The organism is Limnohabitans sp. Rim28 (assembly GCF_000293865.2).
Taxonomy (GTDB): domain Bacteria; phylum Pseudomonadota; class Gammaproteobacteria; order Burkholderiales; family Burkholderiaceae_C; genus Limnohabitans_A.
This window is the reverse complement of the sequence record NZ_ALKN02000008.1, coordinates 157,677-174,225: the sequence shown is the minus strand read 5'-3', so window position 1 is coordinate 174,225 and position 16,549 is coordinate 157,677. Positions and strand designations below refer to the sequence as shown.

17 protein-coding genes and 1 pseudogene are annotated in these 16,549 nt (G+C 57.9%); 4 read left to right on the top strand and 14 right to left on the bottom strand.

The features are described 5' to 3' along the window. Positions 1-369: pseudogene (locus tag B472_RS11100) on the top strand (histone); the annotation flags it as partial. Positions 370-463: 94 nt separating this feature from the next. On the opposite strand, the gene B472_RS11095 reads toward B472_RS11100, so the two are convergent. The 6 genes from B472_RS11095 to B472_RS11070 all read right to left on the bottom strand — a co-directional run bounded on the left by B472_RS11095 (position 464) and on the right by B472_RS11070 (position 5,357). Further along, entirely contained in the window at positions 464-1,309 is an 846-nt protein-coding gene (locus B472_RS11095; RefSeq protein ID WP_081504940.1) for a DUF3426 domain-containing protein, read from the bottom strand. Between the two features lie 30 nt (positions 1,310-1,339). Beyond that, the gene (gene prmA / locus B472_RS11090; protein WP_019426458.1) at positions 1,340-2,230 is read right to left on the bottom strand and encodes a 50S ribosomal protein L11 methyltransferase; all 891 of its coding nucleotides are present in this window, start codon (positions 2,228-2,230) and stop codon (positions 1,340-1,342) included. 6 nt (positions 2,231-2,236) lie between these two features. Continuing rightward, entirely contained in the window at positions 2,237-3,586 is a 1,350-nt protein-coding gene (gene accC / locus B472_RS11085; protein WP_019426457.1) for an acetyl-CoA carboxylase biotin carboxylase subunit, read from the bottom strand. A 15-nt stretch (positions 3,587-3,601) separates the two neighbouring features. Further along, positions 3,602-4,054, bottom strand: a complete 453-nt coding sequence (gene accB / locus B472_RS11080; protein WP_019426456.1) for an acetyl-CoA carboxylase biotin carboxyl carrier protein — start codon at positions 4,052-4,054, stop codon at positions 3,602-3,604. Positions 4,055-4,215: 161 nt separating this feature from the next. Further along, the gene (locus tag B472_RS11075) at positions 4,216-4,776 is read right to left on the bottom strand and encodes a TlpA disulfide reductase family protein (protein WP_019426455.1); all 561 of its coding nucleotides are present in this window, start codon (positions 4,774-4,776) and stop codon (positions 4,216-4,218) included. Then, entirely contained in the window at positions 4,773-5,357 is a 585-nt protein-coding gene (locus tag B472_RS11070; protein WP_026039448.1) for a hypothetical protein, read from the bottom strand. The genes B472_RS11075 and B472_RS11070 overlap by 4 nt, the downstream gene beginning before the upstream one ends. Before the next feature lie 71 nt (positions 5,358-5,428). Here B472_RS11070 and mpl point away from each other — a divergent pair, with 71 nt between their 5' ends. After that, positions 5,429-6,796 carry a UDP-N-acetylmuramate:L-alanyl-gamma-D-glutamyl-meso-diaminopimelate ligase gene (gene mpl / locus B472_RS11065; protein ID WP_026039447.1) on the top strand — a complete coding sequence of 456 codons (1,368 nt, stop codon included), beginning with the start codon at positions 5,429-5,431 and terminating at the stop codon, positions 6,794-6,796. Here mpl and B472_RS11060 read toward each other — a convergent pair. From B472_RS11060 to B472_RS11025, 8 genes are all read right to left on the bottom strand, one after another. Further along, positions 6,786-7,913: a 3-deoxy-7-phosphoheptulonate synthase gene (locus tag B472_RS11060; RefSeq protein WP_019426452.1), complete on the bottom strand. Its 1,128-nt coding sequence runs from the start codon at positions 7,911-7,913 to the stop codon at positions 6,786-6,788. The genes mpl and B472_RS11060 overlap by 11 nt on opposite strands. Before the next feature lie 251 nt (positions 7,914-8,164). Then, on the bottom strand, positions 8,165-9,625 hold the full coding sequence (gene tldD / locus B472_RS11055; protein WP_019426451.1) for a metalloprotease TldD: 1,461 nt from the start codon (positions 9,623-9,625) through the stop codon (positions 8,165-8,167). Positions 9,626-9,723: 98 nt separating this feature from the next. Next, entirely contained in the window at positions 9,724-10,611 is an 888-nt protein-coding gene (locus B472_RS11050; RefSeq protein WP_019426450.1) for an NAD(P)-dependent oxidoreductase, read from the bottom strand. After that, on the bottom strand, positions 10,608-11,789 hold the full coding sequence (rodA, locus tag B472_RS11045) for a rod shape-determining protein RodA (RefSeq protein WP_019426449.1): 1,182 nt from the start codon (positions 11,787-11,789) through the stop codon (positions 10,608-10,610). Before rodA ends, B472_RS11050 begins: the two co-directional genes overlap by 4 nt. 12 nt (positions 11,790-11,801) lie before the next feature. Further along, positions 11,802-12,803 carry an NAD(P)H-dependent glycerol-3-phosphate dehydrogenase gene (locus tag B472_RS11040; protein ID WP_019426448.1) on the bottom strand — a complete coding sequence of 334 codons (1,002 nt, stop codon included), beginning with the start codon at positions 12,801-12,803 and terminating at the stop codon, positions 11,802-11,804. A 27-nt stretch (positions 12,804-12,830) separates the two neighbouring features. Further along, the gene (secB, locus tag B472_RS11035) at positions 12,831-13,310 is read right to left on the bottom strand and encodes a protein-export chaperone SecB (protein ID WP_019426447.1); all 480 of its coding nucleotides are present in this window, start codon (positions 13,308-13,310) and stop codon (positions 12,831-12,833) included. A 118-nt stretch (positions 13,311-13,428) separates the two neighbouring features. After that, positions 13,429-13,689, bottom strand: a complete 261-nt coding sequence (grxC, locus tag B472_RS11030) for a glutaredoxin 3 (protein WP_019426446.1) — start codon at positions 13,687-13,689, stop codon at positions 13,429-13,431. Between the two features lie 41 nt (positions 13,690-13,730). Next, complete coding sequence (locus B472_RS11025; RefSeq protein ID WP_026039445.1) at positions 13,731-14,132, bottom strand: rhodanese-like domain-containing protein; 402 nt, start codon at positions 14,130-14,132, stop codon at positions 13,731-13,733. 115 nt (positions 14,133-14,247) lie between these two features. Here B472_RS11025 and gpmA point away from each other — a divergent pair, with 115 nt between their 5' ends. Together gpmA and B472_RS11015 are read left to right on the top strand one after the other, a co-directional pair. Then, the gene (gene gpmA / locus B472_RS11020) at positions 14,248-14,991 is read left to right on the top strand and encodes a 2,3-diphosphoglycerate-dependent phosphoglycerate mutase (protein WP_019426444.1); all 744 of its coding nucleotides are present in this window, start codon (positions 14,248-14,250) and stop codon (positions 14,989-14,991) included. A gap of 98 nt (positions 14,992-15,089) precedes the next feature. Then, on the top strand, positions 15,090-16,538 hold the full coding sequence (locus tag B472_RS11015) for a S41 family peptidase (RefSeq protein ID WP_019426443.1): 1,449 nt from the start codon (positions 15,090-15,092) through the stop codon (positions 16,536-16,538). Positions 16,539-16,549 lie beyond the last annotated feature (11 nt).

The following is a 16,549-nucleotide window of genomic DNA, read 5'->3' as shown; positions in this document are numbered from 1 at the left end:
CCAGCCGCTAAAAAGCCAGCCGCCAAAAAGGCAGCTCCTGCTAAAAAAGTAGCCGCAGCCAAAAAGCCAGCCGCTAAAAAAGCAGCTCCAGCTAAAAAAGCAGCGCCCGCTAAAAAAGCAGCCGCAGCCAAAAAGCCAGCCGCTAAAAAAGCAGCCCCCGCCAAAAAAGCAGCCCCAGCTAAAAAAGCAGCAGCCAAAAAAACTGCCGCCAAGAAGCCAGCTGCTAAAAAAGCGGTCGTGAAAAAAGCAGCCAAAAAACCAGCAGCAAAGAAGGCATCCAAAGCACCCGCTGCCCCTGCCGCCCCTGCTGCACAAACGACTCTGAATCCACAAGCTGCATGGCCGTTTCCTTCGGCCGCCAAGCCCTGATTCAAACGTCCCTGGCGTTAGCCACAAAGCCCATCACTGGCAACAGTGATGGGCTTTTTTCATGAATGAGGCCAACAAGCGAGTCTGCCAAAACTCAAGGATAGAAGTTCAATAAACGGTAGTGACTGAACACGAGCGAAGGATCAACTCTGACAGTCAAGGACCCCTTCCAAACTTGGCCGGGCAACAAAGTCGCCGGCGCTTGCACTTCGTCAGGCAAGAAAATGCGGCGAACCACGGGGTTATTGAATTCGTCCAGCAAGGTCAGCTCGAAGGACGGGGTGGTCACGGTCATGGGACCTGTGTTGCGAAGCGACCAATTCAACACGAAGGATTGACCACTTTGAGCAAAACTCGTGCCCTCCATCTCCAAGGCTTTCAGGTTCATCCAGGGCTTCAATTGGCAATCCAGAGGAAGACACAAGCTTTCCAATACAGGCCGGCTGTTGGGCCACAAAGCGGCCATGGCGTGACGCTGAAAGAAGAAAATTTGCCCCAGCAACAACAAGGCCAAGGCTGCCGCCGTGACGTACTGAAACAAAGGCGTTGGCACTGGACCCGTTTTATCAGGCAATGGCGCCGTGGGTTCATGCGTTGGTAGTTGAGGTTTGAATGTGGCCAAGGCCTCGGAAAAAGCCAGCAAGTCAGCGCTGACATCTGGGTCAAGCTTTGAAACTGGATCCGAGCGGTCCTCTCTCAGCAAAAAGTCATCCAAGGCCACTCGGTTGACCGGCTGAGCCAAAGCCGGATCGATCGCGTGTGCAGCCAAGCTGTCGGAAGCAGGCGCCAGCAGAACTGGGGAGACCGGCACATCCAAACCCGTGCCATTGAAAACCTCTTGGCACTTGCCGCAGCGAAGCCAACCATGAGCGGCTTGGATTTGCGCGGTATCTACAGAGTAGACAGTCGCGCAAGAGGGGCATCGGATGATCCTGGTCATGGGACGATTGTAGTCAGCCTCAGACCGTCGTCATGCTGCTTGGGACACACCTGTCATCAATATCCAGCCGTCTTGGGTATCGCTCACTTCGAGGAGAATCCAAGGGGCATAAGCAGCCTTCAACTCATCGGCTTGCCGCTCCAAAATACCGGCTAAAACCAAAGAGCCACCAGCAGCCACATGGGCACACAACAGGGGAGCCAGCACCCGAAGCGGTGTGGCCAAAATGTTCGCCAAGACCGTTTGGTATTGGCCTTGCGCCTTGTCCGGTAGGCCTGCGCGCAAAACCACATGGTTGGCGACTGCGTTCAACTCGGTGGCGGTCACGGCGGCTTCATCGATGTCCACGGCATCGATGTCGGTAGCACCGTACTTGGCCGCACCGATCGCCAAAATACCGGAACCGCAACCGTAATCCAAAACACGTTGCTCTTGCACACCCTTCTGGGCAATCCAACGCAGGCACATGCGGGTGGTGGGGTGAGTGCCCGTGCCAAAAGCCAAGCCCGGATCCAGCCGGATGATCTGACGGGCTTGCGCAGGCGGCTCATGCCAAGTGGGAACAATCCAGAAATCTGAAGTCACTTCGACCGGTGCAAACTGCGACTGCGTCAACCGCACCCAATCTTGGTCCTCCAGCGTCTGAATCCCCAACAACTGACAATCTTCAAAAAAGTCTTGCGCGGCCAGCAAAACAGCAGCCTCTTGGGCTGCTGTTTCTTGCGCGAACAAAGCCACCATGCGGGAGCGCTGCCAACCATCTTTGGGTGGCGGCATGCCAGGCTCGCCAAACAAAGCCTGCTCAGCGGGTGTTTGGGCATCCGCGTCCTCAACGGAAACACTCAGGGCATCCAGCGCATCGAGTGCATCACTCAACACATCAACCCGCTCTTCGGGACACAACAGGCTCAGTTCGTACATAGGTGATCAGCGTTTTCGCTGGCTCAGCCAGTGTTCCAAATAGTGGATGTTGGTGCCGCCTTGCATGAACTTGGCATCCACCATCAACTCTCGGTGCAGTGGGATGTTGGTTTGAATGCCCTCGATCACCGTTTCGTTCAAAGCTGTCTGCATACGGGCCAAAGCTTGCTCACGCGTATCGCCGTGCACGATCAGTTTGCCAATCATCGAATCGTAGTTGGGCGGTACAAAATAATTGTTGTACACATGTGAGTCGACGCGCACACCGGGTCCTCCAGGCATGTGCCAAGAGGTGACGCGACCGGGCGAAGGCGTGAACTTGAAGGGATCTTCGGCATTGATCCGACATTCAATGGCATGGCCACGGATCTCGATTTGACGCTGCGTGAAAGGCAATTTTTCGCCGGCAGCCACCATGATCTGCGTCTTCACAATGTCCACGCCCGTGACCCACTCGGTCACCGGGTGCTCCACTTGCACACGCGTGTTCATTTCGATGAAGTAAAACTCACCGTTCTCATAGAGAAACTCGAACGTTCCAGCCCCACGGTAATTGATTTTCTTGCAAGCAGCCACGCAACGGTCGCCGATCTTGTCAATCAACTTGCGGGGAATGCCCGGTGCTGGCGCTTCTTCGATCACTTTTTGGTGTCGGCGTTGCATCGAGCAATCACGCTCACCCAGGTAAACCGCATTGCGGTGCTTGTCAGCGATGATTTGGATCTCAACATGGCGTGGGTTTTGCAAAAACTTTTCCATGTAGACCGCAGGATTGCCAAAAGCCGCACCGGCTTCTGCTTTGGTCATTTGCACCGCATTGATCAACGCCGCTTCGGTGTGCACCACACGCATGCCTCGGCCACCACCTCCGCCTGCAGCTTTGATGATGACGGGGTAACCGACCGACTTGGCAATGCGGCGAACCTGAACCGGGTCGTCGGGCAACTCTCCCTCCGAACCGGGAACGCAGGGTACACCGGCACGGATCATGGCCTGCTTGGCAGACACTTTGTCACCCATGATGCGGATGGACTCCGGCGAAGGACCGATGAACTGGAAACCACTTTTTTCCACACGCTCGGCAAAATCGGCGTTCTCGCTCAGAAAACCATAACCAGGGTGAATGGCTTCAGCATCGGTCACTTCGGCGGCCGAAATGATGGCTGGCATGTTGAGGTAACTCAGTGCGGAAGCGGCTGGGCCGATACACACTGCCTCTTCGGCCAATTTGACATATTTGGCTTCCTTATCGGCTTCGGAATAAACCATCACCGCCTTGACACCCAACTCGCGGCAAGCGCGCTGGATACGCAAGGCGATTTCGCCACGGTTGGCAACCAGGATTTTCTTGAACATGAAATCCTCTGGGCTTTATTCGACGATGAAGAGCGCTTGGCCGTATTCGACCGCTTGACCGTTTTCACACAAAATTTGGGTCACCGTGCCTGATTTGTCGGACTCAATTTCATTGAGAATTTTCATGGCCTCGATGATGCAAAGGGTGTCGCCTTCTTTGACCACAGAGCCAATTTGAATGAAAGGTGCAGAGCCAGGGGTCGATGAACGGTAAAAAGTACCCACCATCGGGGACTTGACGGCGTGGCCTGCGGCCGCTTCAGCCACCACAGGGGCCTCTGCGACAGGAGCAGCCGCCACGGCCACGGGTGCGGCCATGACAGGCGCAGCTTGCTGAAGCACCACGGGTGCAGCGACGCCCATGCTTTTGACAATGCGTACCTTGCCCTCAGCTTCGGTGATCTCCAACTCAGAAACATTCGAGTCAGACACCAAATCAATCAGTGTTTTGAGTTTGCGCAAATCCATAAGATCCTCCGATGCTAGAAGCACATGTAATGGATCGAATTTACACTAAATTTCAATAAAGACCTGCAAAATTATCTTTTCTTCACGGTCCAGGCATGCATCAGAGGCTGCGGAGCCATCTTTAAGGGCCGCCCATCGGTGCGCAGGGGGCGCCAAGGCATTCAGGCGGCCGCAGCACGCCATTGGCTGAGATCCTGATCCGTGAGTTGGCCCATCTTTTGTCGCCAAATGCTGCCATCTTTCTTGAAAAACACTGTAAAAGGCAAACCACCGGCAGTATTGCCCAAAGACTTGGCCAGCCCAGTACCCTCCAAACCGGCCAAACCCACTGGAAATGCCAAGGGTTGTCGCTCCAGAAAACGGCGCACCGCACTGGGTTGATCAATGGCCAAAGCCACCACTTGATGACCATTCGGATTGTTTTCACGCCAAAAGGCGTTGATCATGGGCAACTCTTCGATGCAAGGTGGGCACCAAGTGGCCCAAAAATTCAAAATCAAGGGTTTTCCCTTGAATTGGGCCATGCTCAAACCCTCACCTGCCGGGGTTTCAAACTGTTGCATCCACAGTGGATGGCTGGCGACTTCCGCCACAGCTTCAGGCTCATAACGCCACAGGGCCAAACCGACGCCCGCCACCGCTGCGGCCGCACCGGCACCCCAAATCAGATGACGCCTGGATGCGTCTGCCTTGTGATTGTTCATGTCTTGATTTTCTTTCATACCGCCAGCAGGCGCTTCAACGCAGCCAAATCTCCCCGAGGCGAGCGCCCTTGTGCATCGGGCAGCAAAGCGCCCCGAAAATCGTCCAGGTCGTAAATGCGCAGGTGCACGCCCACATCTTCGTTCAAGGCGTCACAAAAAGCATGGAGGCTCAGCACTTCCACATCGTCCCCGTGCAGCCCGCGCACAGTTTGCACCTCGTAGCGCTGGTTTTGGTTGATCAGGGCGATCTCGGCCGATTTGGGATCATCGCAAAACAAAGCCAAATCCACATCGCACAAGCGCGTTGCCCATCCGTGCCAGACGGCCCCCCCCAAGTGGGGGCGAAATTCGGCCAAGCGCTGCATCCAAACCAGTGCCAATTCGCGCAAGGCCAGCAACTCGCCGGGTTGGGTGTCGGCACAAAACAAGTCAATGTAGTCGCGCACCTGGGCCTCGACCACATCGTTGTTGGGCAAAGCGGTGCGGGCGGGCAGGCCCAACTCTTTGAGGGCACGGTGCTTGGCCGGGCCAAAAGCCAAGCCTTCTTCGACCACCAAACGGGCGGCGGTCGCGGCAATTTCAAGGGCAAGGTCGTTCATGGGCACCGATTGTGACCGGGCCCAAGTGGTCACAGTCCTGCCGGCACCCGATGGCCCCCTAAAATCCGGGCATGCATATACATATCTTGGGCATTTGTGGCACTTTCATGGGGGGCCTGGCCGCGCTGGCCCGCGAGGCGGGACATCGGGTTACAGGGTGTGACGCAGGCGTCTACCCGCCCATGAGCGACCAATTGCGCGCTTTGGGCATTGAGCTCATCGAAGGCTTTGACGCCGAGCAGATGGCCCTCAAACCCGATATTTATGTGGTGGGCAACGTTGTGAGCCGCGCCAGACTCGCCGATGGCAAGCCCAAATTCCCGCTGATGGAAGCCATTTTGGAGGCCGGTGCGCCCTACACCAGCGGCCCCCAGTGGCTGGCCGAACATGTGCTGCAAGGCCGCCATGTGCTGGCGGTGGCGGGCACCCACGGCAAAACCACCACCACCTCGATGCTGGCTTGGGTGCTGGATCAGGCCGGGCTGGAACCGGGTTTTTTGGTGGGTGGCGTCCCGCTCAATTTCGGCGTTTCTGCCCGACTGGGTGGCGGGAAGTACTTCGTCATCGAAGCCGACGAATACGACACCGCCTTTTTCGACAAGCGCAGCAAGTTTGTGCACTACCGGCCGCGCACCGCCATCTTGAACAACCTGGAATTCGACCACGCCGACATTTTTGACGACCTGGCCGCCATTGAGCGCCAGTTTCATCACCTCGTGCGCACTGTACCCGGCTCGGGCCGCGTGGTGGTCAACGGGCTGGAGGAAAGCCTGACGCGCGTGTTGGCGCAAGGCTGCTGGAGCGAGGTGCGGACATTTGGTTCGGCTGTGAGCGATTTTGTGGCCGAAGGCGAACCCGCTCTCTTCAAAGTGCGGCAAGCTGGCCAAGCCGTCGCTAAGGTGCAATGGGCCATTGGCGGTGTGCACAACCAGCTGAACGCGCTGGCATCCATAGCCGCCGCAGAGCATGTCGGCGTTACACCTGCCACGGCTGCGCAAGCTTTGACTACCTTTGAGAACGTCAAACGCCGCATGGAGTTGCTCGGCACCGTGAAGGGCATCCGCATTTACGACGACTTTGCTCACCACCCGACGGCGATCCGCACCACCGTGAACGGCTTGCGCCGCCAAGTGGGCATGGGCCGCATCCTGGCCATTTTTGAGCCGCGCAGCAACACCATGAAACTGGGCACCATGAAAGCCCAGCTGCCTTGGAGCCTGGAAGAAGCCGACTTGGCGTTCTGCCACTCAGGCGGGCTGGGCTGGGATGCGGTTGCCGCACTCAAACCCATGGGCTCGAAGGCGCAAGTGGGTGCGAACATTGACGAAGTGATCGCCCAAGTGATGGCCAAAGTACAGCCCGGCGACCACCTGCTCTGCATGAGCAATGGCGGCTTTGGCGGCATTCACGCCAAGCTGCTCACGGCCCTCAGCGGCTGATGGCGCGGCGCGCCTTCACGGCATCCGACAGCACCTGCAACACGCCCTCGCTGTCGTCCCAACCAATGCAGGCGTCGGTGATGCTCTGACCGTAAATCAGCTTGGATACCTCATGCTGACCGGGCGTGAACTTCTGGGCGCCATCTTTCAAGTGGCTTTCGACCATGACGCCGAACACTTGGCGTGAGCCACCGCTGATTTGTGAGGCGATGTCTTTGGCCACGTCAATTTGGCGCTCGTGCTTTTTGCTGCTGTTGGCGTGGCTGCAGTCCACCATCAAACTGGCGGGCAGCTTGGCGGCTTCGAGTTCCTTGCAGGCAGCGGCCACGCTTTCAGCGTCGTAGTTAGGCGCTTTGCCACCGCGCAAGATCACATGGCAGTCTTGGTTACCTTGGGTCTGCACAATCGCAACTTGGCCGTTTTTGTGGACCGACAAAAAGTGGTGGCCACGGGCCGCTGCCTGGATCGCATCGGTCGCGATCTTGATGTTGCCATCGGTGCCGTTCTTGAAGCCGATGGGCGCCGACAAACCAGAAGCCAGCTCGCGGTGCACTTGGCTCTCTGTCGTGCGGGCACCAATGGCGCCCCAGCTGATCAGGTCACCGATGTACTGGGGCGAAATCACATCCAGGAATTCACTGCCCGCAGGCACACCCTGGCGGTTGATCTCGATCAGCAACTGGCGCGCGATGCGCAGGCCTTCATCGATGCGGTAACTCTCATCCAGGTAAGGGTCGTTGATCAGACCTTTCCAGCCCACCGTGGTGCGGGGCTTTTCAAAGTACACACGCATCACGATCTCCAGCGTGCCGGCGTATTGGTCACGCAGCGGCTTCAAGCGGCGGGCGTACTCGATGGCCGCTGCCGGATCGTGGATAGAGCAAGGGCCAATGATGACCAACAAGCGGTCATCTTGGCCGTGCACGATGTTCTGAATGGCTTTGCGGGTATCGGCAATCAGGGTTTCCGTCGCCGTGCCAGCAATCGGGAAAAAGCGGATCAAATGTTCTGGCGGTGGGAGCACGGTGATGTCCTTGATGCGTTCGTCGTCGGTCTGGCCGGTGCGGTCGGCGGCATTGGGGTACCAGCTCTCAGGGGCAGTGGTTTTGGCGTTCATCGTGGACTCCTCAATTGAAAAAACAGGTGAAAAAAAACCGCCGGGCTTCGGGGCTCCGGCGGTGTGTATCGAGATGTTCGGGTGCTTAAGCGCTCGCCTCTCGTCCGCCGGGGACTGAGAACCAAAAGTCAAAAAAGTAAAAAGCGATGCGCGAAGACATGGGGTTCAATGTATCACAGCTGGATGACCGTTACTGACAGGCCAAGCCGGGGACAAACCCGAAGGGCCATGTTCAGCCTCGGGTTTGAAGATCAGGCCGTACCACCGACGGTCAAGCCATCGATGCGCAAGGTGGGTTGACCCACACCCACCGGCACACTCTGACCTTCCTTGCCGCAGGTGCCCACGCCCGAGTCGAGCTTCATGTCGTTGCCGATCATGCTGATCTTCTTGAGCGACTCGGGGCCGCTGCCGATCAGGGTCGCACCCTTGACGGGGTATTGGATCTTGCCGTTTTCCACCCAATAAGCTTGGCTGGCCGAGAACACAAATTTGCCACTGGTGATGTCGACTTGACCACCGGCAAAGTTGGTGGCATACAGACCTTTTTTGATGCTGGCCACGATTTCTTCGGGGCTCTTGTCGCCGCCCAGCATGTAGGTGTTGGTCATGCGCGGCATGGGCACATGGGCATAGCTTTCGCGGCGGCCATTGCCCGTGGGCTTGACACCCATCAAGCGGGCATTCATCGAATCCTGGATGTAGCCGCGCAAAATACCGTCTTCGATCAGCACATTCTTTTGGCTGGCATGGCCTTCGTCGTCCACGTTGAGCGAGCCCCGGCGATCGGCCATGGTGCCGTCGTCGAGCACCGTGACGCCCTTGGCCGCCACGCGCTGGCCAATGCGGCCGCTGAAAGCGCTCGAGCCCTTGCGGTTGAAGTCCCCCTCCAGCCCGTGGCCCACGGCTTCGTGCAGCAATACGCCGGGCCAACCATTGCCCAAGACCACCGTCATCTCGCCTGCGGGCGCAGGTCGTGCATCCAGGTTAATCAGCGCGGCAGACACCGCTTCTTGCACATAGCTCTCGACCATGGCGTCGTCAAAGTAAGCCAAACCAAAGCGACCACCGCCGCCCGCGCTGCCCACTTCGCGGCGGCCATTTTGCTCGGCGATCACGGTCACGGACAAGCGGATCAGGGGACGCACATCGGCGGCCAAGGTGCCATCTGCACGCGCCACCATGACCACGTCATACTCGGTGGCCAAACCGGCCATGACTTGCACCACGCGCGGGTCTTTGGCCCGGGCGATTTTCTCGACGCGGCCCAGCAAATTCACCTTGGCGGTGCTGTCCAGGGTGGACATCGGGTCGAGCGAGGGATAGAGCGAGCGGCTGGCCGAAATTTTGCGCGTGGGCACTTTGATGCGCTTGTTTTGCGTGGCCTGCGCGATGGTGCGCACCGTCATGGCCGCGTCCATCAATGAGGCTTCAGAGATATCGTCAGAATAAGCAAAGGCCGTTTTTTCGCCCGATACCGCCCGCACGCCCACACCTTGGTCAATGCTGAAGCTGCCGGTCTTGACGATGCCCTCTTCCAGACTCCAGCCCTCAGAGCGGGTGTACTGAAAATACAAGTCGGCGTCGTCAACTTGGTGCGCCTGGATAGCGGAAAGCGCTCTGCTCAGATGGGTTTCGTCCAAACCAAAAGGCTCAAGCAAAAGGGACCGGGCCGTGGCCAAGCGTTCAAGGGTGGGTTCGCGTGAAATCATGGGACACATTGTAGGCAGGCTTCAAGACCCTTGCCCAAGCCGGTGGGAGCCCCTGTCGGCCGCTCAGGCGGCCGCCTTGGCGGCGAAGCGACAAAGCCTCAGCGCTGACGCATCAGTTGGAAGAGTGCCGCATCGTCTAACTGGTCCCAGCCTTGCGCCATGGCCTGAGCGAAAAGGTCTCGCGCCAGACGGCCCAGTGGCGGGTCGTACGCCACTTCATCGGCAGCAGAAATGGCCAGCCCCGTGTCCTTGGCCAGCAAACTGACGTGCGCCCGGGGCTCGAAGTCTCCGACCAAAGCCCGTCGCATGCGGTCTGAGCCTATCCAGCTTTGGCCACTGGAGGCCTCGATGACCGACAAGGTCACAGCCGGCTCAAGCCCCAAACGCTCCGCCAAAGCCAAAGCTTCGGCCGCACCCGCCAAGTTGACGGCGGCCAAAAGATTGTTGACCAGTTTGGTGCGTGCACCATCCCCCGCCCGAACACCCACGCGAAACACCTGCTGGCTCAACGCTTGCAGCAAATCTTGGCTCCGCTGCCAGACGGGCTCAGAACAGGCCACCATCAGGCTCATGGACCCTTGTCTGGCCCGCAAAGGGCCACCCGACATGGGCGCATCCATGCAATCCACGCCCCTTTGCGCCAAACGTTCGGCTTGGTCTTGCACCGTCTTAGGGCCCAAAGTGGGGCACAACATCACCGTTTGGCCTGGCTTGAGGTCCCCACCTGCACCACCAGCACCCCATAAAACCGCTTCGGTTTGCGCCGCGTCCACCACAGCGATCAACATCACGCCGTCAGGTGCCAAGCTGCGGACAGCTTGGAGCGGCGATGCAAATGGCAACGCACCCTCTGCCACAGCCTTGGCTTGGGCCTGCGCGTCCGTGTCATGAACACCCACCGTCCACGCCAAATCACGCAGCCTTGCCAGCATGGCACCGCCCATGTTGCCCGCACCAACGACCACCACAGATAAAGCATTGCTCATGTTTGTACCAGTTGTTTGGATTTGGCAATCGACATCAAAATGCCCAACGCCAAGCCCAAAGTGACCATGGCTGTTCCACCGTAACTGATGAAGGGCAAAGGCACACCGACCACCGGCAAAATGCCGCTGACCATGCCCATATTGACGAACGCATACGTGAAAAAGATGGTGGCCATGCTGCCGGCCAACAAGCGGCTGAACAAAGTGGGCGCCTGCATGGCAATGACCAGGGCACGGTAGATCAAAAAGAAAAAGCTGGCCAACAAGACCAAGCCGCCAAGCAGTCCAAACTCTTCGCCCAAAGCCGCAAAAATAAAGTCGGTGGTGCGCTCAGGGATGAACTCCAAGTGAGTTTGCGTTCCTTGCATGAAGCCCTTGCCCCACAGCCCCCCTGAACCAATCGCGATCATGCCTTGGATGATGTGAAAACCTTTGCCCAGTGGGTCCCGCCCGGGATCCAGCAAGGTACACACCCTTTGACGTTGGTACTCGTGCAAAACATGCCAATCAACGCCAGGCTTGCACAAGCTGGGCTCCATGATCACCAGAACAACAATGCCAACCACACCCAAGAAAACAGGCGGCAAAATCCAACGCCAATTTAAACCTGCAAAAAAAATCACCGCCAAGCCGGCTGCCAGCACCAGCAAAGACGTCCCCAAATCGGGTTGTTTCATGATCAAACCGACAGGGACCAACAAAATCACCAGGGCGATGGCGAAATCAGACATCCGCAGCTGCCCCTCCCGCTTTTGGAACCAGGCCGCCAACATGAGCGGCAAAGCGATTTTCAAAATCTCGCTGGGCTGAATCACCACCCCCAAATTGATCCACCGGGTTGAGCCTTTTTTGGTGATGCCAAAAAGCGCCACAGCCACCAGCAACAGCACGCCAACTGCATAGATAGGCAAGGCCCACGCCATCATTTTGGAAGGTGGAATTTGCGCCACGACCATCAGGATCACCCCGGCTATCAACATGTTGCGGCCATGGTCCACAAAACGCGTCCCGTGGTCAAAGCCGGCGGAATACATCACCAAAAGACCGAGGCCGACCAACAAACCCACAGCCATGGCCAATGGGCCATCAAATCCTGCAAACAAGCGCCAAACTTTCTGGGCCAGCGTGGGTTTTTGAAAAACAGAACCCTTGGCCAAGGGAGGTTGACGGGCAATCATGGGGGTCGGGGTTCAGGCGAACTCGCCTTTGGGGTCACGGCCCATCAGGGCCAGCACCGCTTGTTGCGCGCTGCACGCCCCATCCAGCAGGGCCACCACGGCAGCGGTGATCGGCATGTCAACGCCCAACAACTGGGCCCTTTGCATCACTGTGCGGGCGCTGTAGACGCCCTCTGCCACGTGCCCCAAAGAGGCCACGGCTTGCGCCAAAGTTTGCCCTTGTGCCAGAAGCAAGCCGACTTTCCGGTTGCGACTCAGATCACCCGTGGCCGTCAACACCAAATCGCCCAAGCCGGACAAGCCCATGAAGGTGTCAGACTGCGCCCCCAGGGCTGTACCCAAACGGGTCATCTCTGCCAAGCCCCGGGTGATCAGAGCGGCCCGCGCATTGAGGCCCAAATTCAAACCGTCGCACAGGCCCGTCGCAATGGCCAAGACGTTCTTCACAGCGCCACCCACCTCCACGCCCACCATGTCGTGGTTGGCATAAACGCGCAAAGAAGGGCCGTGGAAAGCGTTCACCATGGCATCGCGCACGCTGGCATGGGGGCTTGCAGCCACCAAGGCCGTGGGTTGTTGACGCGCCACTTCCAAGGCAAAGCTGGGGCCACTCAAGGCACCCGCACGCAACCGGGGTGCCACTTGGGCCTGAACCTCGTGCGGCATCAGCCCCGTACCCGATTCAAAACCCTTGCACAGCCAAGCAACGGGCGCATCCGCACCCGCCAAAGACGTCAAGACGTTCCTCAAACCAGCCATCGGCGTGGCCACAACCACCAAACGATCAGACATGCCCCGCCACTCACTGCCGGCAAGGGGCTCGGATGAAATGCGAACAGAATCCGACAAGCGAAAACCGGGCAGGTAACGGGTGTTTTCTCGGGACTGCTGCAGGGCGATGGCCTGCGCCTCATCCCGAACATGCAGGTCCACGCGGTGCCCTGCAGGGTGACGGCTGGCCGCCATGGCCATGGCTGTGCCCCAAGCGCCGGCACCAATCACGCTGATGTGCATCACGGGGTGTCCGGCCAAAACCGCGCTTTACTGAGGCAAAGAACCGGCTTGTTCTGCCTGCTGCAGTTGCTGCTGCTCGTACATGGCCTGGAAGTTGATTTCGGCCAAATGCACGGGCGGAAAACCGGCACGTGTGATCAAGTCAGCCACGTTGCCACGCAAATACGGGTAAACGATTTGTGGGCAGGCAATGCCCATCACAGGGCCCATTTGCTCATCGGGAAGATGGCGAATTTCAAAAATACCGCCTTGCTTGCATTCCACCAAAAACACCGTCTTATCGTCGATTTTGGTGTGCACAGTGGCCGTGACACACACTTCAAACACACCATCCGCCACGGGCGTGGCTTCCACGCCCAATTGAATGTCCACGCTGGGTTGTTGTGGATCGAGCAAGATGGCTGGTGAGTTGGGCTGCTCCAATGAAGCCTCTTTCAAATAGACACGCTGGATCTGAAAAACAGGCGCTTGGGCTTCGGTGCTGGTGGTGGCTGCGGTATCGGTCATGGTGTGTCTTTGAAAAAAGCCTCGGGCAGATTCCGGGCGAATGAAAGTGGAGATTATGAGGGAAGCTGGGTGGGCCAAGCGCCGCTGGATCAGCCCTGTTCAGTGCGTTAGCCTGATGTCAGGCCGCTTGCAACAAGGCTTGAAGGCCCCCTTTGGCATCCAGCGCCATCAGGTCATCACAGCCGCCCACATGGGTGGCGCCAATGAAAATTTGGGGCACTGTGCGGCGACCTGTGGTTTGCATCATGTGATCGCGCTGCACCGGATCGGTGTCGATGCGAATTTCTTCGATTTGCTCAACACCTTTGGCCTTGAGGATTTGCTTGGCACGCGTGCAATAAGGGCAAACGGCTGTGGTGTACATCTTGACGGATTGCATGGCGGATCCTTGGGTAATGGGTCGTTAAAAGGTGGGGAAAATCAGGCTTTTTCGGTAGGCATGCTGGCCGCCACCCAGGCACGCAGGCCGCCGGACAAAGATTGGACGTTTTCATAGCCCAGTTTGCGCGCTGCCGCAGCGGCTCGCGCTGAACGTGCGCCCACCTGACAGACCATGATCACATGGCTTGACTTGTTCTTGACCAACTGCGCCAATTTTTCGTCGACCTGGGCCAGTGGCAGATTTTTGGCGCCGATGACATGGCCTCGCGCAAACTCATCGGGCTCGCACACATCGATCACCACCGCCTTTTCGCGGTTCATCAGTTGCACCATGGCTTGGGGATCCAGACCACTGCCTTTGGTCAGCACGGGCAACATCAAAGCGACGCCCGAGGCCAAAGCCACCAACAACAACATCCAGTTTTCGAGGAGAAAGTTCACAAATCAGACCTTTTCGAGCAAAAAAAACAAAGGCCTGTAAGAAGGCCTGCCAACACGGATTCTAAAATGAGCAGCTCAACCTTTGTTTCCACTTCCTAAAGCGCCCCTTTTCACCATGTACAAAATTGTTCTCATTCGCCATGGCGAGTCCACCTGGAACCTGGAAAACCGTTTTACCGGTTGGACCGATGTGGACCTGACCCCCACGGGGGTGAGCCAAGCCATGTCGGCAGGCCAACTGCTCAAAGCCGAGGGATGGGACTTTGATGTGTGCTTCACGTCGGTGCTCAAACGGGCCATTCACACACTGTGGTTCGCCCTGGACGAAATGGACCGTACCTGGTTGCCCGTGATCAAGGATTACCGTCTGAACGAGCGCCATTACGGCGCTTTGCAAGGCCTCAACAAAGCCGATATGGCCAAAAAATTTGGCGACGAGCAGGTGCTGGCTTGGCGCCGCAGCTACGACACACCGCCCCCCGCTTTGGAAGCCAGCGACCCCCGTTGCGAACGGGGTGACCGCCGCTATGCCCATGTCGAACCACAAAACCTGCCCCTGACCGAATGCCTCAAAGACACCGTGGCCAGGGTGCTGCCATGTTGGCAAGACACCATTGCCCCTCGCATTCGAAAGGGCGAGCGCATCCTGATCGCAGCACATGGCAACTCGATCCGCGCTTTGATCAAGTACCTCGATAACGTCTCTGAGCAAGACATCGTGGGGCTCAATATCCCCAACGGCATCCCCTTGGTCTATGAATTGGATGCCGAACTCAAGCCGATTCGGCACTACTACTTGGGAGACGCGCAAGCTGCAGCCCACGCCGCCGCCGCAGTGGCCAGCCAAGGCAAAGGTTGAGCTTTCGGGGTCTTTACAGGAAATTACAGGCCACGCCCGTCGCTTCAGGGCTTGCGGGTGTATATTGATTTGACATTCACCGAACACGCACACGCACCATGGGATACAAACTCAAGATCGCCGGATGGCTCAGCATTGGCGCCTTGGCGGGCGCACTGACCACTGTTTCATTGCAAACCGTGGCGCGTGGCAACATGGCTCCGCTGCCTCTGGAAGAGCTGCAGCAATTGGCAGCTGTTTTCGGCATGGTCAAAAGCGATTACGTAGAGCCGGTCGACGAGCGAAAACTCATCACCGAAGCCATCTCTGGCATGGTGTCCAGTCTGGACCCTCACTCGCAGTATTTCGACAAAAAAAGCTTCAAAGAGTTTTCTGAAGGCACCTCCGGAAAATTCGTGGGCGTGGGTATTGAAATCAGCCAAGAAGACGGTGTCGTCAAAATTGTCTCCCCCATCGAAGGTTCACCCGCCGACCGTGCAGGCCTCAAAACCAACGACCTGATCACCAAGGTCGATGACACGCCGCTCAAGGGCCTGCCACTGAGTGAAGCGGTCAAGCGCATGCGCGGTGAGCCCAAAACCAAAGTGGTCTTGACCGTCTTCCGCAGGTCCGAAAACCGCACATTCCCGGTCACCATCATCCGCGAAGAGATCAAGACCCAATCGGTCAAATCCAGGCTGATCGAGCCGGGCTATGGCTGGATCAGGGTGTCTCAGTTCCAGGAACGCACTGTGGATGACTTCGCCCGCAAGATCGAAGAGATGTACAAACAAGACCCTCAGATCAAGGGCATGGTGCTCGATTTGCGCAACGATCCGGGCGGTTTGCTGGATGCCGCCGTGGCCCTGTCCGCGGCCTTTTTGCCGGACAACGTCACAGTGGTCACCACCAACGGGCAACTCGAAGAGAGCAAGTTCACCTACAAGGCCTCTCCCCAATTTTGGCGTCGCAACAGCACCAATGACCCGATCACCCGCATGACCCAAGCCACCAATGGCGCCTTGAAAAAGGTGCCCTTGGTGGTGCTGGTCAACGAAGGCTCTGCATCGGCCAGTGAAATCGTGGCAGGTGCCTTGCAAGACTACAAGCGGGCCACACTGATGGGCAGCCAAACCTTCGGCAAAGGTTCGGTGCAAACCGTTCGTCAACTTGGCCCTGACACGGCACTGAAAATCACAACGGCCCGCTACTACACCCCCAGCGGACGCGCCATTCAAGCCAAAGGCATCGTACCTGACGTGATGCTGGATGAAACCGAAACGGGCAATGTGTTTGCGGCCCTGCGCACCCGCGAAGCCGACTTGCAAAAGCACCTGTCCAATGGCCGAGAGGCCGAAGAAAAGAAAGACCCGGCCCGCGAGCAAGCCCGTGAAGAGGCCATGAAAAAACTGGAGGAAGACTCTCGCAAACCCTTGGCAGAGCGCCGTTTGCCTGAGTTTGGCTCTGACCAAGACTTTCAGTTGGCCCAAGCCATCAGGCAACTCAAGGGCCAACCGGTCAAGGCCAGCACGACCTTGGCCGAGCGCAAAGCCGACAAGAAAGAGTGATCCGACGCCTC